We start from the raw sequence: 20,524 nt of genomic DNA, 5'->3' as shown, positions 1-20,524 counted from the left end.
TTCAAATTTTTGTGAATTCCAGCTTATTTCCGAAGGAGCTGCTTTTTTCTCGCCGTTTATTCGGTTTTAGAGTGCACGCCAAAACTGATTTTTAGTTTTGTCTCACACTCTTTTTTATTATTATAAAAAGACAAAAACACTGATCGCTGATAAAATCAAGAGAACACCCACTGCAAATAACAAATGAGTGGTTGGTGTAGCTGTTTTGCGGCTACGTCGTCTGACTCCTGCAACTCGTTTTCTAAAGACTCGAGAAAAAATCAGGAACAAGATACCGCAGAGCGCCAGAATACTACTAACTAAATAGTTGTACTTAGCATGTTCTTTTGATGAAGTCTGACTCGTCTTCTTTTTTACTGAAGGGGCATCTACAGCTTTTGACGCAGTTTCCTGATAGGTAACAGTTTGCGCAGGAATCTCTGGTGATACTTGCCCATAATCGCTTTTTAATGATAATTGTCCGTCGTTCATCGTAAAACTAGGTTCAGTATTTTTTTTAATGAATCCATAAAAATCTTGTTCGAGGTCGATTTTTTTTGATCGATCGTATTTGGTCCTTTGGAAAGTAATTTTTTGTATTCATACGTAGAAAATGCGTGATCTAAAATGGCATTACCTGCTAGATGCCGCTCATATTCTCCCTCTTGATCAGACCAATCGCCGACGCCTAAAATAACTTCTATAAGTCGAACATTCCCTTTTTTGGCTGTGGCGATATAGTTAAAGGCACCAGTGGGACTTGAACCAGTTTTTAGTCCATCCACACCGTCATAGCCATATTTTGCACCAGGTAATGAGTAATTATAGGTTTCAAAAGTTTCCTCGTAAGGCGTATTTTCCATAGTTTTAACAACAGGTTTGCTGGTGAACTGTAATACATCAGGATATTTTTTGATTAGATTATAGGTCAACGTAGCTAGATCTCGAGCTGTTGATTTGTTTTCTCCATTGGGATCGATTCCTGGCGCTTGATACAAGCCATCAAAGGCGCTGATTTGTGCGCCGCTACAGTTAAAGTAAGTAGTATTGGTCATGCCTAATTCTGCCGCTTTATCATTCATTTTACGAATAAAACCAGCTTCATCATTATCAGAAACTAGATTTGCCAGCATTAGTGTGGCAACGTTTGAAGAAGGAACGGCAACCATAGAGAATAGGTCGCGAACAGGATAGTCGACACCTAAAGAGATTTTATTGTTGCTTAATGCGTAAATTTGCGAAATATTAACATATTGTTCCGTCGCTGTGACTGTTGTATCTAAAGTGAATTTTTCTTGTTCCATCGCTTCAAAAGCTAAGTACATGGTCATGACTTTTGCAATACTCGCAGGACTCCATGACAAATCAGGTTGCTCTTCCCATAAAATTTGCCCAGAATCAGCATCAATAACGATCGAAGCTTTTGGACGATAGGCTTCTTTGACGGGGAAACCCGTTTTTTCTGCAAAGTCCAGCAAATCTTCTTCAGCATAATTTATCTGTGGGAAACCTCCGAGTAAAATACAGGCAATTAGTAAGAAGCAACTGGTTGTTTTCAAAAGTGTTTTTCTTGTGAACATAGAGTTAAATCCCTTCATTTTTAGTACTTTCACTTAATTAAACAGCTTAGTTATTTTATTGTGAAAATGAGTAATAACTTTATTCTACTTGAAAAGCAGGGGTGCTGTATACGTTTTTTGAGAATTTGTGACAAGATATTTAAAAATTGTAGGTTCAAGCTATACATAAGATCAAATGACTAGATGCTAGAATTAAAGAGAAATGTATTTTTTTGAAAAGAATATATAGTAAAACCTTGAAAATTACCGAAAAAAAGTGCATTATAGAACTAATACTTTATTAACTTATAGTTGTGCAGACAAGCAACTCTGTTCAGCTTTTAATGAAAGGAAGTCATCATGTCAGAGCGTGGGTTATTAATTGTACTATCGGGTCCTTCTGGAGTTGGTAAGGGAACAGTGCGAAAAGCAATTTTTGATAGTGAAGAGAATGATTTTCAGTACTCGATTTCTATGACTACCCGTAAAATGCGGGAAGGAGAAGTAGAAGGAGTGGATTACTACTTCCGCACAAAAGAAGAATTTGAAGCAATGATCGAAGCTGGTGAGATGCTGGAATATGCACAGTATGTAGGTAATTACTACGGAACACCGCTAACTTATGTCAACCAAACGCTTGATAAAGGAAAAGATGTCTTTTTAGAAATCGAAGTTCAAGGTGCTGAACAAGTCAAAGAACAAGTGCCGGACGGCGTATTTATTTTTTTAACACCGCCAGATTTAGCTGAGTTGAAATCACGAATCGTTGGTCGCGGAACGGATGACCATGATGTGATCGAGGAACGAATGCGTGTGGCTCGGGAAGAAATCGAAATGATGGCCCTATATGATTATGCTGTTGTCAACGATGAAGTGCCATTAGCTGTAAAACGAATCAAAGAAATTATCGCGAGTGAACATTTTCGCGTTGATCGAGTAATTGGTAAATATATTAAAATGTTGAAGGAGATGTAGCCTTATGATGCTAAAACCATCTATTGACTCATTATTAAAAGAAGTACCATCAAAATATTCACTTGTGATCCTAGCAAGCAAACGTGCCCATGAATTAGACGAAGGAGCACAACCAACACTAGAAAGTTTTGAATCTGTAAAAAGTGTAGGCCAAGCATTAGAAGAAATCGATGCTGCAACAGTGATCAATGATCCTCGCCCAGAAGAAAAACGTGAAAGAATGCGTATGGCGAAAGAAGAACAAAAAATGAGACACGAACAAGAACAAAAAGAACTTGAAAATCGTATTCGCGACGAGAAAAGTTTATAAAATTATAAGCAACTGAGATGAGACTATTTAGAGTTTTCATCTCAGTTTTTATATGTGTTAAAAGCAATCAGCAAACAAGTGCTTTAATTTTTTGTAACAGAAATCAGAGGAACAAGACAAATGTCGGATTCTTTAGTACAATAAGCAAAGAAAAGCAGAACGAATCGGTCACGTCACGAGAAAATTAGGAATCTGAATGTGGTATCTGTTTAGCTCTAAAAAGTCAGTACTATAATTATAGAATGGAGGAATGTTTATGAGAAAAGCGGCACAAGTAATCGTTGATGTACCAACGATGCAGACTGATCAACCGTTTACTTATTTGATTCCTTTTAACTTAGAACAACAATTGGCCATCGGTATGAGGGTAGAAGTTCCGTTTGGTAATGGTAATCGGCATCTTCAAGGCTTCGTTTTAGCAATAGATGAAGTGTCAGACGAGGTGATTGCAGCACAAAAATTTGAATGGAAAGAAATTCTTTCTGTATTAGATTTAAAACCAGTTCTGAATACGGAATTGTTGGAACTCGCAGATTATATGAAGGAAAAAACATTTGCCTTTAAAATCACCTGCCTACAAACGATGCTGCCAAGTGTAATGCGTGCAGATTATAGCAAATACATATATTTAACAGACGAATTAGAAGAAAACATGCAAGATGAGCTGTTCTATGGGCTAGATGAAATTGCATGGGAAGATGCTTTGGCCCGCAATATTTTACCGCAATTGATGCAACTTAGAAAACAGCAAAAAGTGGATATTCGCTACGAAGTAAATACGCGAAATAAAGTAAAGACGATTCGTTATATCCAAGCACTGAAAGATTTTGAACAGTTGGAAGAAGCACGGATGGAACTTAGAAAAGGTTCACAAAAGAAAGAGCAATTGATCAGCTATTTACAGCAATTAGGCTTAGAAAAAATGACGACGGTCAAAGAGATGAAAGAACTAGGTTTTAGTACCGCTGTTTTAAATGATGGAGCGAATAGACAATGGCTGACGTTTATCGAAGCGGAGGCTTATCGTGACCCTTTTGCTGACCATACATTTGAAAAGACCACAGCATTAGCTTTAAACGATGAACAGCAAATAGCAGTGGATAAAATACTAGGATCTGTAAATCAAAAAGCCAGCACAACTTACCTATTAGAAGGAATTACTGGTAGTGGGAAAACAGAAGTCTACCTGCAAGTCATAGCTGAAGTCTTGAATCAGGGCAAAACGGCCATGATGCTAGTTCCAGAAATTTCATTGACACCTCAGATGGTCCATCGATTTAAAAGCCGTTTTGGTGAACAAGTAGCTGTGATGCATAGTGCTTTATCTCAAGGTGAAAAATATGATGAGTGGCGTAAGATCGAGCGCGGTGAAGCTCAGGTCGTAGTGGGGGTCCGCTCGGCTATTTTTGCACCATTGGAAAATCTTGGTGTGGTGATCATCGATGAAGAACATGAAGCAAGCTACAAGCAAGAAGAAACGCCCCGTTATCATGCGCGGGATCTAGCAATTTGGCGAGGCGCTTATCATCATTGCCCTGTTATTTTGGGCAGTGCAACGCCTTCGTTAGAATCACGAGCTAGAGCGCAAAAAAATGTGTATGAACGGCTATTATTGACTAAAAGAGCCAATCAGACGGCGACATTACCGACAATCGACGTTGTAGATATGCGGGAAGAAATCCAAAATAAAAATACTTCATCTTTTTCATTGGCGCTTCAAGAAAAAATTCGAGATCGTCTAGTTAAAAAGGAACAAAGTGTGCTACTACTGAATCGTCGCGGCTATTCTTCTTTTGTGATGTGCCGAGATTGCGGATATGTTTTACCTTGTCCAAACTGCGATATTTCTTTAACGCTGCATATGGATACAAAAACGATGAAATGTCATTATTGCGGTCATGAAGAACGAATTCCCTACCATTGTCCAAATTGTGGTGGAGATAAAATTCGTTATTATGGGACAGGGACACAGAAGGTTGAAGAAGAGTTAAAAGGACTGTTCCCTGAAAGTCGTGTTTTACGGATGGATGTAGATACTACCAGACGAAAAGGCGCGCATGAGAAGATTTTGACAGCATTTGGCAACCATGAAGCAGATATTCTACTTGGAACGCAAATGATCGCTAAAGGATTGGATTTTCCTAATGTGACGTTAGTTGGTGTGTTGAACGCTGATACGGCACTTAATTTGCCGGATTTTCGTTCAAGTGAGCGCACATTCCAGTTATTGACTCAAGTCAGTGGGCGAGCAGGAAGAGCAGAAAAGCCTGGGGAAGTGATCATTCAATCATTTAATCCAGAGCATTATGCCATTCAGTTAGCTAAAGCCCAAGATTATGAAGACTTTTATCAAAAAGAAATGCACGTCCGCCATCGGGGCGACTACCCGCCGTTTTATTTTACAGTCCAAATTACGGCAAGTCATCCTGAAGAAAATCAAGCAGCTAAACAGATGTTTGAAATAGTGAAAGAACTGAAAACAGGTCTGTCTGACCAAAGTATTTTGCTTGGACCAACACCTAACGCAATTATGAGAGTCAATAATCGTTACTTTTATCAAGTGATCATTAAATACAAAAATGAACCAAATCTCCAAAATATCTTGAAAAAAATACTGACTGATACCCAAAGAGCAACAGCACACGGATTGAAATTATCGATCGATGCTGAGCCGATGAATTTTATCTAAGCTCTTAGTTTTATCAAATATCAAAGTGTGATAATAGACTGATGATACTTGATCCAAAGAAAGGAAACCTTATGCGCTACCCTATAGTGATACACCCTAATGAACGTCTAAAACAAAAAGCAAAGCCTGTGACTATGATCACGGATGAAACAATTACACTTTTAGAAGATATGTACGAAACAATGGTTGCTCATGATGGAATTGGTCTGGCTGCTCCTCAAATCGGTAAAAATTTGCAACTTGCCGTGATTGAAGTGGATGAAGAAACAGGATTGTTTGAACTGATCAACCCTGAAATTATCGAACGAAAAGGTACGGATATCGATGTGGAAGGTTGCTTAAGTATTCCAGAAACTTATGGAACCGTGGAACGTGCAGATGAAGTAACCGTGCGTTATTTTGACCGTGAAGGGGATGAAATCGAAGTAACGGCATATGGTTATCTTGCCAGAGCATTTCAACATGAAATCGATCATCTCAATGGTGAGTTGTTTATCGATAAAATCATTGACCCAATCAAACCAGAAGATTTAGATGCATATATGGAGGAACATTTAGATGACTAAACTAATTTTTATGGGAACACCAGCATTTTCAGTTCCTATTTTAGAAGGATTGATTGAACATGGCTATGAAATCCTAGCCGTAGTCACTCAGCCAGATCGCCCAGTTGGACGAAAAAAAATAATCACAGCGACACCTGTGAAAGAAGCTGCAGTAAAGCATGGTTTACTTGTTTTACAACCAGAAAAAATCTCTGGTTCACCTGAAATGGAAAAAATAATCGAACTTGCACCTGATCTTATTGTGACAGCTGCTTTCGGTCAATTTTTACCAGAGAAAATTTTAAACGCACCCAAATTTGGTGCAATCAATGTTCACGCATCCTTATTACCGAAATATCGCGGCGGAGCACCTGTTCATTATTCGATCATCGAAGGCGAAAAAGAAACAGGCGTTACGATCATGGAAATGGTGAAAAAAATGGATGCTGGAGATATTCTTTCTCAAAAGGCGATCCCAATCACTAAAGCGGATGATGTAGGTACAATGTTTGATAAGTTAAGTATTGTCGGAAAAGAATTATTACTAGAGACATTACCTAAAATTTTAGCCAATGAAATCACGCCGATTCCACAAGATGAGAATCAAGTAACCTTTTCACCAAATATTACGAGAGAACAAGAACGAATTGATTGGACTAAAACAGCGGAACAAATCGATAATCAAGTTCGTGGGATGCGTCCGTGGCCGACAGCCTTTACGACTTACAAAGAAACAAACTGGAAACTCTGGGAAGTAACGCCATTAGAAGAAACAACAAAGGACGCGCCTGGAACAATCATCAAGCGTGGCAAAAAAGAGTTATGGATCGCGTGCGGCCAAGGAACGGTTATTTCTGTAGACACAGTTCAGCCCTCCGGTAAAGGAAAATTATTCATCCAGGATTTCTTAAACGGAGTCGGTAAAACAGTTGCAGAATCAGATAAGGTGGGCTAGTCAAAAATGGGAAAAAAAATACCAGCACGAGTAAAAAACTCAGTTCGTTACGTCGCATTAAGAACAATCGAACGTGTAGATAACGGCGGAGCCTACTCTAATTTATTATTAAATGAAATGATCAATAAATCGGCTTTAGGAGAAAAAGACAGCCGCTTATTCACAGAGCTTGTCTATGGAACGATCAGCCGGAAGTTGTTACTAGAATATTATTTAACACCATTCATTACAAATCCTAAAAAAGTGGATAGTTGGGTGAAAAATTTACTGAGCTTGTCGATCTATCAATTAGTGTTTTTAGATAAAATTCCTGATCATGCGATCATCAATGAAGCGGTAGAAATCGGAAAACACAGAGGCAATGTCGGAATCGGTAAATTTGTTAACGGCGTACTTCGTGCATTTCAGCGTGAAGGTGCACCAAGTTTAGAAGACATCAAAGATCCTGTAGAGCGTCTATCGATTGAAATCAGTATGCCTAAATGGTTGACAGAAAAACTGATCAAGCAAATGGGCATGGACGAAACAAGAAAATTAGGCGTATCACTTTTTGAAAAAAGTCATGTCAGCGGTCGAGTTGATACTCGCGAAATCAGTATTGTAGATGCCTTAGAAGAATTACACAAAGATCATATCGAAGCATCAGCTAGCCAAGTTTCGCCTTATGGTGTAGTGGCAGATAAAGGCTTTTTAGCAGGTAGTTATTTATTTACAGCAGGTAAACTAACAATTCAAGATGAAAGTTCGATGCTAGTTGCACCAGCGATGCAAATCGAAAAAAATCACGTTGTTTTAGACGCTTGTGCGGCTCCTGGTGGTAAAACGACCCATATCGCAACATTTCTTGATTCGGCTCAAGGTGGACGTGTGAAATCGTTAGATATCCATGATCACAAAATCAAGCTGATCAAACAAAATGCTGAACGTTTGCATGTAAAAGATGTTGTTGATACTGAAAAATTAGATGCACGCAAGGTCGGAGAAGAATTTCCAGCAAATTACTTTGATCGAATCTTAGTTGATGCACCTTGTTCGGGATTAGGTTTAATGCGCCGTAAACCAGATGTTAAATACAATAAATCAGCTCAGGATTTTGAGCAATTGCCTAAAATTCAACTAGAAATTCTAGAAAGTGTCGCCCCAACGTTGAAAGAATGCGGTATAATGGTCTATAGTACATGTACAATTGCTGAAGAAGAAAATCAGGAAGTTGTTGCAGCATTTTTACAAAAGCATCCAGAATTTAAAAAAATCGATGTGAATGTCAGTGAAGCTGTTCAGTCTGCTGTGCATGATCAAATGCTTACGTTATACCCACATCAATTAGGAACGGATGGATTTTTTATTTGCTGTATGCAGAAAGTTTGTTAAACGAGGTGAAGCATAGTGGAAATCAATTTTCAAACAGATGTCGGACGAAAACGCAATACAAATCAAGATTATGCTGGTCTATTTGAAAATCAGGCAGGCGTTTCTTTAGCTATTTTAGCTGATGGGATGGGCGGTCATCAGGCTGGGGATGTTGCTAGTCAGATGGCAGTCAATAATCTAGGTGAGCGCTGGCAGGAAAGTCTTATCGATACATCGGAAAAAGCAGCACAATGGCTGATCAAAGAAATCCAGGACGAAAATGAAATGATTTATCAAAAGGGTCAGTCTCAACCTGAATATTTAGGAATGGGGACGACGATCGTCAGTGCAGTATTGCTGGATCAATCCTTCATATTGGCCAATATTGGCGATAGCGAGCTTATTTGGTGCGTAATAATCAATTACGTCAGTTGACAGAAGACCATTCTCTAGTTAACGAATTAGTAAAATCTGGTGAGATCACCCGCGAAATGGCGGCCAATCACCCGCGCAAAAATGTTTTGACTCGCTCGTTAGGCATGCGAGAATGGTAGAAGTCGATGTAGCCAATCACCTTTGGGTTCCTGATGATTATATTTTACTATGCTCAGATGGGTTGACAAATATGGTCTCAGAAGAGGATATTTTGTCAGTTTTAGTCTCAGAAAAACCATTAAATGAAAAAGTTGAAACATTGATCAAGACAGCCAATGAAGCAGGCGGAGCAGACAATATCACTGTTTTAGTGATCCATTTTGATGAACAGAAGGAGGAAAACCAATGATCGAAATCGGCAGAAAATTGAATGGTCGATATCATATTATTGGCAATATTGGCAACGGTGGTATGGCAAATGTCTTCTTAGCTCATGATTTGATTTTGGATCGTGATGTTGCTGTTAAAGTGCTTCGTTTTGACTTTCAAAATGATCAAGCAGCAATCCGCCGTTTCCAAAGAGAAGCCTTAGCTGCGACTGAGTTGGTTCATCCAAATATCGTCAGTGTCTATGATGTAGGTGAAGAAGACGGGTTGCAATACTTAGTAATGGAATACGTAAAAGGAATGGATCTGAAACGATTTATTCAAACACAATATCCCATTCCATATGCAAAAATTGTTGATATCATGGAACAAATTTTATCAGCAGTTTCACTAGCGCATGAACATAGAATCATTCATAGAGATTTGAAACCGCAAAATATTTTGATGGATGAAAGCGGCGTTGTTAAAATCACCGATTTTGGGATCGCCATTGCGTTAACAGAAACATCGATCACACAAACCAACACAATGCTGGGATCGGTCCATTACCTTTCTCCTGAACAAGCCAGAGGTAGTATGGCGACCAATCAATCAGATGTTTATGCAGTGGGGATTATTTTATATGAGATGCTGACAGGAAATGTACCCTTCGATGGAGAGTCAGCTGTAACCATTGCTTTAAAGCATTTCCAAGAAGAGATGCCTTCAGTTAAAAGTTTTGACCCGAATATTCCTCAATCGTTGGAAAATGTAGTGCTGCATGCGACGGCTAAAGATCCAGCAGACCGCTATAAAACGGCTGAAGAAATGTCACGTGACTTATATACGGTACTGGCGGCAAACCGTTTAAATGAGCCAAATGGCAGCCAACAGGCTGATGGGAGAAACGAAGATTTTAACGCCGATCACAGATGAGATGGCGATGCCATCGTCTTTTAACTCGATGGAGACACCACCTGAAGAGCGTAACGAGCATGAAGAAATCGAGCAGCAAGAAGTCGCAAAGAAGAAAAAGAAGAAAAATAAACTGGCGATCATTTTAATAAGTCTGTTAGCGTTAGCGCTGCTTATCGGAGGGATTTTCTATTTTGCAGGACGAGGCAGCAGTGAAGTCAAGATTCCTAACGTGGAAGACAAGACGGAAGCAGAAGCACGTAAACTTTTAGAAGATGCTGGGCTGAAAGTCAAAGCGGAGACAAAAGAAATTCCTAATGACTCTATTGCAGAAGGAAAAGTAGTTAAAACAGATCCTGCGATAGATTCCACTGTGAAAAAAAATCGGGAAGTTGAACTTTATATAAGCTCTGGGAATAAAAAAATCAAATTGGATGATTATTCTGGAGAAGACTATAAAGACGCGATCGAAGCGTTAGGTAAACTAGGATTCAAAGAGAGTCAAATCAAAATTACCAAAGAAACAGATTCTAAGATCGACGAAGACAAAGTCATTAGTCAGACACCAGAAGAAGGTGTTGAAGTCGATCCGAAGACAGATGAGATCACATTGGTTGTCAGCAAAGGACCTGATGATATTTACCTCGCTGATTACGCTAGTTTAGGCTATAGTTACTCTAATGCAGTGGATGAGCTACTAGGTTATGGCATCAAAGAAAGTCAAATCAATCGAGTAGATAAACCAAGTGATACAGTAGCAAAAGATTTAGTTATTGCTCAAAATCCAGCTGCGGGCAATCCATTCAATCCTAAAAAAGGCAAAATTACGTTAACGGTCAGCTCTGGGCCGGATAAAACAACAACGTCCAGCTCTGAATCGAGTACAGTCGTTTTAGGTAGCTACGCTGAAAGCTATACGTATGAAAATGCCGTAAATGCTTTGACTAATTTAGGTATCAAAGAAAACCAAATTTCTAAAGTGGATGAAGCCAGTGATTTGCCAAAAGGAACAGTTATTTCACAAGATCCGGGTGCTGGTGCAACGTTTGATCTTAAAAATGGGAGAATTACACTGAAAGTCAGCACTGGACCAAGTAATGTCAGCGTCCCAAGTGTATTAGGGCTTTCTCAGGCTGAGGCGAAGTCTCAAATAGAAAGTAGCGGTTTGAAGTATGTACAAGGCAGTGGTGATGCTGCTAAGGGAACCGTGTCAAGCATTTCACCGAGTGTTGGTGACAGTGTTGCAAAGGGTACTTCTGTAACCGTCAATTTTACAAGTGCAACAGATTCAACAGGTAATGAAAATAATTAATTAAATAACTTAAAGTGATTAAGACGAATATTGTCTTAATCACTTTTTTTAGGTGAAAAAGAGATTTCTTCAGCCCTGCGTTTAGCTTTTCTTAAACCTATGTTAAAATGAAAGCAATAGAAACGAGGAGGTGGCATTTCTGAAAGGTCAAATCAGAAAAGCGTTAAGCGGTTTTTACTACATTTATGCAGATGGCGCAACATTTCAAACGAGAGCTCGTGGTAATTTTCGGAACCGAAAAATCACGCCGTTAGTTGGCGATGAAGTGATGTTTGAAAGTGACAACCCAACAGATGGCTATTTGCTTGAGGTTTTCCCTAGACATAATGAATTGGTGCGTCCGCCTGTGGCGAATGTAGATCAAGGTGTGATTGTCATGAGTATGGTTGAGCCTAATTTTTCATACAACTTACTGGATCGCTTTTTGGTCACTTTGGAAGACAAAGAGATTGCGCCAATCATTTATTTGACGAAAGTTGATTTATTAACTGGGAAGGAAGCAGTCAGTGTGGCAGATGCTCAAAAAGTCTACGGAGCGATCGGTTATCCAGTAATCGCCGCAACAAAAGTCGATGATGCAGCAGCACTCAAAACGCTAGAACAATATTTTCCAGAACGTTTGACCGTTTTTATGGGGCAATCAGGTGCGGGTAAATCAACCTTGTTAAACAGAATTTCACCTGACTTGCAACTAGCAACGGATGAAATTTCTGAATCGCTAGGTCGGGGGAAACACACGACACGCCATGTAGAATTACTACCTTTATACGATGGTCTAGTTGCAGATACCCCAGGATTTAGTTCGATCGACTTTTTAGAAATGGAAGCAACTGAGCTGCCAAAACAATTTCCAGAATTTGTAGAAGCCTCATCGTTATGCAAATTTCGTGAATGTATGCATCGGAAAGAACCTGGTTGTGAAGTGAAAAAACAAGTAGAATCAGGAGCGATCGCTCAGACACGATACGATAATTATTTACAATTTTTATTAGAAATAGAGAATCGTAGACCAATCTATAAGAAAAATAAATGATATACCGCAAAGAAGCAATGCCTTATTTTAGAAAGCTCAGATCAACATAGAGTCTTGTGTTATAAGTATTGAAGGATCGACCAAAAAGAAGAAGGAGTGGTTTTAATGAAACTAGCACCATCGATTTTAAGTGCTGACTTTGCCAATTTAGAAAGAGATATTCAATTAGTTGAAAAATTAGGAGCGGACTACATTCACGTCGATGTGATGGATGGTCAATTTGTGCCAAATATTACCTTAGGACCAAACGTGGTCTCGGCGATTCGTCCAGTGACTAAGTTGCCTTTAGATGTTCACTTGATGATCGTACAGCCGGAAAACTACATTGAGGACTTTGCTAAAGCTGGGGCAGATATTATCACTGTTCATGTGGAATCAACGCCCCATATCCATCGTGCGGTTCAAATGATCAATGATTCGGGTGTCAAATCTGGTGTTGTAATTAATCCGGGAACTCCTTTGTCCGCGATTGAGTATGTGCTGGATTTAGTTGATCAGGTCTTGATCATGACCGTTAATCCAGGATTTGGCGGACAATCATTTATCGAAAGTTCATTAGAGAAAATCGCTCAATTAAAAGAATGGAAAGAAACAAAAGGCTATACGTATGATATTGAAGTAGATGGCGGGATTGTTCCAGAGACAGCTAAACGCTGTAAAGAAGCAGGCGCAAATGTTTTTGTAGCAGGTTCTTATATTTATAATTCGGAAAGTCCTAAAGATCGTATTGCTGCATTGAGAGCTGTGTTGGATTAATGAATATTCTTCTGGTGGCTGGCGGTTCGCCTGATGAGTGGCCGCAGTTTGATGCTGAAACCTTTGATTATTTGGTGGGCATTGATCGAGGAAGTTTGTATATTGTAAAGAGTGGTTGGTCATTGGATTTAGCGGTTGGGGATTTTGATTCTTTATCCTATGAAGAACGGCAGTTGATCCAAAAAGAAGCAGGAGAACTAGTACAAGCAACAGCAGAAAAAGATGATACAGATACTCAATTAGCATTGGCGTTGGCTGTTGAAAAGTTTCCAAAAGCCGATATCACGATCATAGGGGCGACAGGTGGTCGTTTGGACCATTTTTTAGCCAATCTGTGGTTGCCGTTTGAACCGCGATTTCAGCAGTTTGTCCGTCAAATAAAAATAAAAGATCATCAAAATAGTATCGTTTATTATCTTCCAGGAGAGTATGTGGTCCAAAAGGAAGCTAGGATGGATTATTTAGCATACTGTTGTTTAACTCCAGTTAAAAACCTGACTTTGACAGAAAGCAAATATACGTTAGATCACGTGGACGTAGCGATTCCTACTTCGTATGCAAGCAATGAATTTGTAGGAGAAACCGCTGGATTTTCATTCGATACAGGAATGATAGCAGTGATCCAAAGTCGAGATGATAAATAAAAAAGCTGAACGGCATGCCGTTCAGCTTTTTGATTATGTTCGATTAAGATTAAGCACGCTCGATTTTACCAGATTTCAAAGCACGAGTTGACACCCAAACTTTTTTAGGTTTACCGTCTATTAATACACGAACTTTTTGCAAGTTAGGTTTAACAGTACGTTTAGTAGCGTTCATTGCATGTGAGCGGTTATTGCCGCTGCTTGTCTTACGACCAGTAAAGTAACATACTTTTGCCATTTTTAGTTTCCTCCTTTGCTTTGATCTCGGAGCGATATTTTTCAGCTCATACTAACTTAATTTATCACATTACTAGTGATTTGGCAAGGGGATTTCAATTTTTGTATGGATTATAGTGCTGATTTTCTTGAAATTACTACGTTCAAGCATGCTTAAACGTAATAATTCTAAGAAAAGCTAAGAAATCAAGACTTTAAGAAAAAAAGTCCAAATATAAAAAAATCAGATAAAATAGTAAGTAACTAACAAATATACTCCAGTTGGTAAAAAAATCTAATAGGAAAAGGGTGGTCGTAATGTCAAAGCTAAATTAGAGAGTAGAGGTCAGCAAGAAAAAAATAAAGACGAAGCATTATTCTTTGATTTTTTGAAAGGGCCGCATGATCAATTACCTACAGTTCCTTTTAAAACGCTTGATATGATTCAAGAAGCAAACAAGGAGAAACTTGTTTTTTGGAGTTATTCAATTTTCTAGAAGAAGTGAAGATGTCTAGCAGTTATATAGGTGAAATGGATCTGAGACTGATAGTAGTTATTAACGGGATAGCCTATATCAAAAAAATACAGAAGACAGTCTTCATATAATAAGAATAAGAAATAACCACCAATTGAAGAAAAATGCTCATTACATTATTTTATTGAGAAACATTGAAGAAGAACAAGAAGATGACTTAGCTGAAAAAATTTTATTACTATTAAATCAGAAAGCTATCAACTATGAAATCCAGGATAGTAAAAACTCATTATATTTATTAAATAGAAGTTGGAAGTTAGAACAAATTCTGAAAACGAACCTGAATGTTTCTAAATAAACGTTTTAAACATAAATGTAAACATGAGGACACCGTAAACATCAGATATGCTTATCGTAAGAAAGGATAGCATTTATCCGAATTCCATGTGAGTGGGATATGACTCGAAGAGTTATGTCCCACTCACTCTTTTATTATCAGAGAAATATGCTGAAGATGAATCAAAAAATGAATGTGTTGGTTCTGATAATGACGCTTAGGAAGGCATAAGTGATTAACAAACAAGATAGAGTCATTCAGGTTGGCTTTATCGTTAGAGAATAACAGGAAAACAACGATAATGTGCTGTTTTATTCGTTTTAAGCCAAAAAACGTTCTGGTATTTTATTCTGTCTATAATAAGTAGTGTAAGGCAGACAAAACAACGAGCTGCAAGAACAAATTAACTCTTAAATGAGGAGGAAAAATAATGGAAGTACCAAACAGAAGCAATTATTTAGTTAAAACAGACAACTTATTCAAAACTTACAAAGAATATCATGCGGTCAATGAAGTTTCCATGACGATCAATAAAGGAGACATTTATGGTTTTATAGGAAAAAATGGTGCGGGAAAAACAACCTTTATTCGTCTTATCACACAATTAATAGAAAAAAGTTCTGGGAACTTGACATTCAATTCAGTAAACAAAATGAAAATGGGGGCAGTTATTGAAGGGCCCGTCTGTTATCCATATTTATCAGCAAGAGACAATTTAAACTATTATGCTATTCAACGAAATATAAAAAATAAAAAGCGGATCGATGAAGTACTCGAATTTGTAGGCTTGGCAAATGTAGACAAAAAGAAAGTCTTTAAAGACTATTCTTTAGGAATGAAACAGCGCCTAGGAATCGGCTTGGCTATTCTAGATAACCCAGAATTTTTGATTCTTGATGAACCTGTAAATGGTTTAGATCCTCAAGGAATCGTAGAAATCAGAGAGATCATTCATCGTTTGAATACAGAATTTGGAACAACGATCCTAATTTCCAGCCATATTCTTACGGAACTATCATTAGTTGCCAGTAGGTATGGAATTATCAACGAAGGAAGTTTGATCAAAGAGCTAACGAGTGAAGAACTAGCAGAAGAATGCGGCAGAAGTATTTCTTTGAAGAGTTCAACTGATTCGTTAACGATTGAGTTGTTAAGCAAAAACAACTATCAAGTAGAGCAAAAAGATGATTTTATAGTGGTCAAAGCAGAAAAAGAGATGATGCCAGCCATTGCAAAACTGTTGTTTGAAAATAATATTTATCTTACACATTTTGACTATAGAGAAGAGAATTTAGAAGAATATTATTTAAACTTAATTGATGGGAGAGCTAAACATGATTAGTACATTAAAAGCAGATTTTTATAGGATTTTTAAAAGCTCATTAGGATTTTATTCAGTAGCAGGATTAGTTGTTGTGGGGATAGCATTTGGGTTCTTAGCTTCCTCAGACAACACGCCTCAATTGATCATCCAATCAGGATTATCCAATGGCGCATTACTGATACCAGTATTTTTAACGAACATTTTCATGATTTCTTGGGGACATGAGTTTAGTTACCGTGTTGTCAACAATTCGTTGATTTCAGGTATGAAACGCAGTACGTTCTTTGCCAGCAAAACAATTTTGACCTTTTTATTAACAATTTTGTTTATTGGTGTATATGCAACGAGTTTGATGATTACAACATGGGCTTTAAAAGGAGGATTTTCATTAAGCACAGCGCTGAAACCGTTGTTAGCGCAACTTCCATTATATCTGGCGGCTAGCAGTCTAGGAATTTTATTGTTCAATGGGCTTAAAGCTTCGTATATCTCAGTAGCAGCATTTATTTCACTGGCATTTGTCGGAGATACTATTTTTTCAAACATTATTTCTACATACTTTGCTAAATTTGATTTTATTTTAGATACTCTATTCTTTTCAAATTTACGCATGGTCACAGATTTATCGGCACTTTCAAGTAGCCAAGTCCAAACAATTTTTATCAGCAGTGCCATTTACGCAGCACTTGCATTATTGATCAGCTTTAGATTATTCAAAAATAGGGAATTTAAATAAGAGGAGAGATTTATTATGAAGAAAAAAATGATGATTTTAGTAGCGGTATTAGTAACAATTGGGTTCTTTAGTTATACAAGTTTTGCTGCAGGGAAACCAGCAAATCAAGTAGATCTATCATGGGAATTAGCAGATGCTCAAATCGAGAAAATCGCATTACAAGGAGCAGAGCAAGAGGTCAAAGTAGTAGTTAATGAAACAACGAATGATAAGACGAAGATCACTTTGTCAGGCAAAGTCTCTGAAGAGAACGAAGAATTTTTAAAAGGGACTGTGAAAAAAGAGAATTCATTAGAAATTCCTTTAGCAAAACTCAATCAATTTAGGTTGATGACCACGGCTAATGGCAAAGAACCATTACTCTTTACAATTGACTTAGGGAAAGATGCATCTTATAAATTTTTAGAAATCGACAGTGTAGTTGGTAATGTTGAAGCAAAAATTCAATCAACTTTTGAAGGTATTTATCAATTAGAAACAAATGAGCAAGGCGAAGTCAAAGCTGTCCCTGAAACAAAAAAATTAAGTAAAGATCAAATAAAAATCGACACAATGGGGGACATCACTGTTGAAAAATAGGAAGGGGCAAGGACTATGTATGCGCACTACATGCAAAAATCGAGTACGGATTGCGGCATTGCCTCACTGAGAGTGATTTTAGCTCAACTTGAAATTAAAATTAAAAATGTTAGTGAGTTATATCAGCATTACAATTTAAAAAAAGATCAGGGATTGTCTCTGGGAGAGTTAAATGAAATATTGCTACAGTATGGTGTAGTATCCAGTTCTTACGAAGTTAGGGATTTTGAAGAGTTAGCAAGTGTTGAACAGCTGCCAATGGTGTTAGTGGTTGAAAATGAGGGATATGCACACTACGTTGTTGTCCACGAAATCAAAGACAATCACTATACAATATCTAATCCTGCTGAACCTAAACTTAGAGTCTACGAAAAAGAAGATTTGAGAGCTATCTTTCTCGGGTATGCATTATGTATTGAAGACATTCAAGAAGTGACACAAGTTGCTAAGAAAAAGAAAAAAATCTCTTTCAATTTTAGATCAAAGGAAAAAGAAACAGGTGTCGCACAAATTCTTTATAAAGAAGTAATGACCAGCTTACCAGTTAAAACAAAAGCCAATATGATTTTATTACTCTTTCTGAAATACATTTTGCCTTTTGCAACAACGATGTTTATTCAATCTTTGATGCAAAGCATTACACCAGAGTCACAGATCATCGATATCTTAAAACCAGTTTTTATAGTAGGTTGGCTGATCTATCTATTCTTTTTAGTAAACCTTAGAGAAGGTAAGCAGAAAGTAAAACTCGAAAATGATATTCAAGAAAAGATCTTGATGAATTATTACAATCAGAAGATCAGTGATCTTGATTCTGGAAAGAATTTGGAGAATGTCACAGGCTATTTCTGGAATTTAGTCAATTCAGTATCCGGCCTATTTCAAAAATTTTATTTCAAGATCAATATTAGTTATGTCATTGTATTGACCGTTGTCTTAGCGAGCATTTCAAGCTGGCTGGCACTCGCTCTATTGTTCTGGAGTGCCGTTTATGTCATTTATTTAAACCGCAAGATTCAGGCGATTAAGAGTAATGAGATGGACATTATAGGGAAATCTTCCGTATTTTCTTCATCAATAGAAAATAATATTAAATCATCTCTAGATATCAATGTATTTTCTAAAACAAAACAATCAGGGGATTTTGTTAAAGATAAGATGAAAAGCTTCCTAAGTGCTAGATTAAGCAATAGCACTACGGAGTTGAACGTAGTTTCTGTTTATCAATCGATGATTACACTAATGAGTTTAAGTGCATTTCTAATTTTAAGCACAATGACCTTGTATGGAGAACAAGAAAGTATGATCAATACCACAACAGGTATTTTCATCATCTCGATTATTTTAAATAGTCTATCTCCTGTTGTTCAAAGTTGGTTGATGTATCAGAAAAGTACTGTAGCAATCGATTTTATCCAAAGTTCGAATGACTATCAAAGTAATATAGAAATCAAAAGCAAAGAGCCATTAGGTGTGGAAAAAATCGAAAAAATTGCAATTGATCATCTGGATTTTAGTTACGATAAGAGCAAGCAAATTTTTGAGAACTTCAGTTTCGAAATGCAGGCAGGAACAATTTATGGAATCAAAGGAGAGAATGGTTCGGGTAAGTCAACTTTGATCAAATTGCTTTCAGGAGTCTTACAACCAGATGAAGGAGAATTTATCATCAATGAGAGCACGAAAAAACGATCACTAAAAGAAACAGATATTAATGAGTACATAGGAATGTATTCTCCAGAGTTTAATCTGTACAGTAATACAGTTGGTCGTAACATTCGATATAAAGTTTTTAATGAGCAATTACATGAAAAAGAAAAAAATCAATATGAAGATATTTTTAACTTAAAACTATCTAATAATCACCTTGTTCAAATGGATGCAGCCAATCTTTCACAAGGACAAAAACAAAAAATCCTTTTGATGAGGGCCTTATATCAAGAAAAAAGTATTTACATTTTTGATGAACCAACGGGAAATCTGGATAGTGATTCAAAATCAGCATTAATGAACAAAATTAGGGCGTTAGCAAAGGACAAAAATAAAATTGTTCTCTTAGTTAGCCATGAGCCAGACGTTTTGGCTTGTTCGGATAAGATCCTTGAGATACAGAAAAAAGGAGGAGAAAACAATCAAGAATCTAATTAAAATAGGTTTAGGGATGATCATCATAGTAGCAGGTGTCTTGTTTATGATGAATAATCAGACGAAAGATTACACGAAAAATAAGATAGATATGGAAGAATTAGAGCAATTTAAAACCGCTAAAAAAGATGTTTTTGTTGTGGTGGGAAACAGAGGCTGTTCATCATGTCAAGAATACAAACCAGTGATGGAAGAAGCTATTGAGAATACCAATAAAACAGTCTATTACATGGATACAGATAACGCAAAAAATAGTGGTTTTCTTAAAGAGCATAATATTACAGTGACACCAACGATTCTGATTGTTGAAAATGGTAATATGAAACGCCTTGAAGGCAGTCGAGAACTAAAGGAAACAGAAGATATCCTATTAGGAAAAGCAAAATTCTAGAAAGGAACTAAAAAATGAAGAAAAAAGTAATCTATGCAGCACTCTTGACCGCAATTTTTGGAGCAAATTTATTCACTGCTAACCATGCTTATTCATTAAGTGCACAGGTTGAAGAAAAAGAAACTGAATTGGTTGAATCTAAACGCTCATATCCGCAAATTTACAATCATCTTGATGCGATCACATTAAATACATTTGAAAATAAAGTAGCAAATCAGGAATCATTCTATGTTTACGTTGGGCGCCAACCTGTGGGGATTGTAATGATTTTGAACCAGATCTGATCAAATTGGTAAAAATGCACAAATTAGAGGACCAGCTGCTGTATCTCAATGTCGCAGAACTTCGAACCAATGAGACAAAATGGGAAAGTTTTAAAAAGACGTATGATTTGATTTATACACCTACAATTGCCAAGTTTGTCAACGGAAAGCTAGACAGTAAAGTAGAGTGGACGCCAGAAAAAGGCATATCTGTTGAACAAGTAAATAAATGGATTACAGATAATGTAGAAAAATCAAAATAACGCATATAAAAGAACAATAAGCTAGAACTTG

Annotated in this window: 17 protein-coding genes and 3 pseudogenes; 18 read left to right on the top strand and 2 right to left on the bottom strand. The window is 37.3% G+C overall.

Translation table 11 applies throughout. The features are described 5' to 3' along the window. Window positions 1–120 precede the first annotated feature (120 nt). A pseudogene (locus V192_RS19560) lies at window positions 121–1,559 on the bottom strand (DUF1958 domain-containing protein). Between the two features lie 339 nt (window positions 1,560–1,898). Between V192_RS19560 and gmk the strand changes: the two are divergent. The 11 genes and pseudogenes from gmk to V192_RS0106890 all read left to right on the top strand — a co-directional run bounded on the left by gmk (window position 1,899) and on the right by V192_RS0106890 (window position 13,763). Beyond that, complete coding sequence (gene gmk / locus V192_RS0106940) at window positions 1,899–2,513, top strand: guanylate kinase (RefSeq protein WP_025870287.1); 615 nt, start codon at window positions 1,899–1,901, stop codon at window positions 2,511–2,513. A gap of 4 nt (window positions 2,514–2,517) precedes the next feature. Then, window positions 2,518–2,823, top strand: coding sequence for a DNA-directed RNA polymerase subunit omega (gene rpoZ, locus V192_RS0106935; protein ID WP_025870285.1), 306 nt, complete (start codon window positions 2,518–2,520; stop codon window positions 2,821–2,823). Window positions 2,824–3,079: 256 nt separating this feature from the next. Beyond that, window positions 3,080–5,512 carry a primosomal protein N' gene (gene priA, locus V192_RS0106930; protein ID WP_025870283.1) on the top strand — a complete coding sequence of 811 codons (2,433 nt, stop codon included), beginning with the start codon at window positions 3,080–3,082 and terminating at the stop codon, window positions 5,510–5,512. 71 nt (window positions 5,513–5,583) lie between these two features. Then, on the top strand, window positions 5,584–6,078 hold the full coding sequence (def, locus tag V192_RS0106925; protein ID WP_025870281.1) for a peptide deformylase: 495 nt from the start codon (window positions 5,584–5,586) through the stop codon (window positions 6,076–6,078). Then, the gene (fmt, locus tag V192_RS0106920) at window positions 6,071–7,012 is read left to right on the top strand and encodes a methionyl-tRNA formyltransferase (protein WP_025870279.1); all 942 of its coding nucleotides are present in this window, start codon (window positions 6,071–6,073) and stop codon (window positions 7,010–7,012) included. The genes def and fmt overlap by 8 nt, the downstream gene beginning before the upstream one ends. Window positions 7,013–7,018: 6 nt before the next feature. After that, complete coding sequence (gene rsmB, locus V192_RS0106915) at window positions 7,019–8,383, top strand: 16S rRNA (cytosine(967)-C(5))-methyltransferase RsmB (RefSeq protein ID WP_025870277.1); 1,365 nt, start codon at window positions 7,019–7,021, stop codon at window positions 8,381–8,383. Window positions 8,384–8,398: 15 nt separating this feature from the next. After that, window positions 8,399–9,146, top strand: a pseudogene (locus tag V192_RS19555) (Stp1/IreP family PP2C-type Ser/Thr phosphatase). Next, window positions 9,143–11,330: pseudogene (gene pknB, locus V192_RS19550) on the top strand (Stk1 family PASTA domain-containing Ser/Thr kinase). Before V192_RS19555 ends, pknB begins: the two co-directional pseudogenes overlap by 4 nt. A gap of 130 nt (window positions 11,331–11,460) precedes the next feature. Beyond that, a complete protein-coding gene (rsgA, locus tag V192_RS0106900; protein ID WP_025870274.1) occupies window positions 11,461–12,363 on the top strand; it encodes a ribosome small subunit-dependent GTPase A in 903 nt (300 codons plus the stop codon). 105 nt (window positions 12,364–12,468) lie between these two features. After that, window positions 12,469–13,119 carry a ribulose-phosphate 3-epimerase gene (rpe, locus tag V192_RS0106895; RefSeq protein ID WP_025870272.1) on the top strand — a complete coding sequence of 217 codons (651 nt, stop codon included), beginning with the start codon at window positions 12,469–12,471 and terminating at the stop codon, window positions 13,117–13,119. Further along, complete coding sequence (locus tag V192_RS0106890) at window positions 13,119–13,763, top strand: thiamine diphosphokinase (RefSeq protein ID WP_025870270.1); 645 nt, start codon at window positions 13,119–13,121, stop codon at window positions 13,761–13,763. The genes rpe and V192_RS0106890 overlap by 1 nt, the downstream gene beginning before the upstream one ends. Before the next feature lie 49 nt (window positions 13,764–13,812). On the opposite strand, the gene rpmB is transcribed toward V192_RS0106890, so the two are convergent. Beyond that, a complete protein-coding gene (gene rpmB / locus V192_RS0106885) occupies window positions 13,813–14,001 on the bottom strand; it encodes a 50S ribosomal protein L28 (protein ID WP_025870268.1) in 189 nt (62 codons plus the stop codon). A 1,221-nt stretch (window positions 14,002–15,222) separates the two neighbouring features. On the opposite strand from rpmB, the gene V192_RS0106870 reads away from it, so the two are divergent. Genes V192_RS0106870 through V192_RS20860 form a run of 7 tightly spaced genes read left to right on the top strand, consistent with a single transcriptional unit; the run spans window position 15,223 to window position 20,493 of the window. Continuing rightward, window positions 15,223–16,134 carry an ATP-binding cassette domain-containing protein gene (locus tag V192_RS0106870; protein WP_025870264.1) on the top strand — a complete coding sequence of 304 codons (912 nt, stop codon included), beginning with the start codon at window positions 15,223–15,225 and terminating at the stop codon, window positions 16,132–16,134. Continuing rightward, the gene (locus tag V192_RS0106865) at window positions 16,127–16,852 is read left to right on the top strand and encodes an ABC transporter permease (RefSeq protein WP_025870262.1); all 726 of its coding nucleotides are present in this window, start codon (window positions 16,127–16,129) and stop codon (window positions 16,850–16,852) included. The genes V192_RS0106870 and V192_RS0106865 overlap by 8 nt, the downstream gene beginning before the upstream one ends. A gap of 15 nt (window positions 16,853–16,867) precedes the next feature. Continuing rightward, window positions 16,868–17,431 (top strand): hypothetical protein, encoded by a 564-nt coding sequence (locus V192_RS0106860; protein ID WP_025870259.1) that lies wholly within the window; start codon window positions 16,868–16,870, stop codon window positions 17,429–17,431. Window positions 17,432–17,446: 15 nt separating this feature from the next. Continuing rightward, the gene (locus V192_RS0106855; RefSeq protein ID WP_025870257.1) at window positions 17,447–19,579 is read left to right on the top strand and encodes an ATP-binding cassette domain-containing protein; all 2,133 of its coding nucleotides are present in this window, start codon (window positions 17,447–17,449) and stop codon (window positions 19,577–19,579) included. Between the two features lie 13 nt (window positions 19,580–19,592). Continuing rightward, entirely contained in the window at window positions 19,593–19,967 is a 375-nt protein-coding gene (locus tag V192_RS0106850) for a thioredoxin family protein (RefSeq protein ID WP_158001094.1), read from the top strand. A 14-nt stretch (window positions 19,968–19,981) separates the two neighbouring features. After that, the gene (locus V192_RS20865) at window positions 19,982–20,251 is read left to right on the top strand and encodes a hypothetical protein (protein ID WP_051581932.1); all 270 of its coding nucleotides are present in this window, start codon (window positions 19,982–19,984) and stop codon (window positions 20,249–20,251) included. After that, window positions 20,188–20,493 carry a DUF6568 family protein gene (locus V192_RS20860; protein ID WP_082265982.1) on the top strand — a complete coding sequence of 102 codons (306 nt, stop codon included), beginning with the start codon at window positions 20,188–20,190 and terminating at the stop codon, window positions 20,491–20,493. Before V192_RS20865 ends, V192_RS20860 begins: the two co-directional genes overlap by 64 nt. Window positions 20,494–20,524 lie beyond the last annotated feature (31 nt).

Source organism: Enterococcus crotali (genome assembly GCF_000633635.1).
GTDB lineage: Bacteria > Bacillota > Bacilli > Lactobacillales > Enterococcaceae > Enterococcus_L > Enterococcus_L crotali.
Note: the sequence above shows the minus strand (reverse complement) of the source record. Positions and strands in the feature narration are given on the sequence as shown.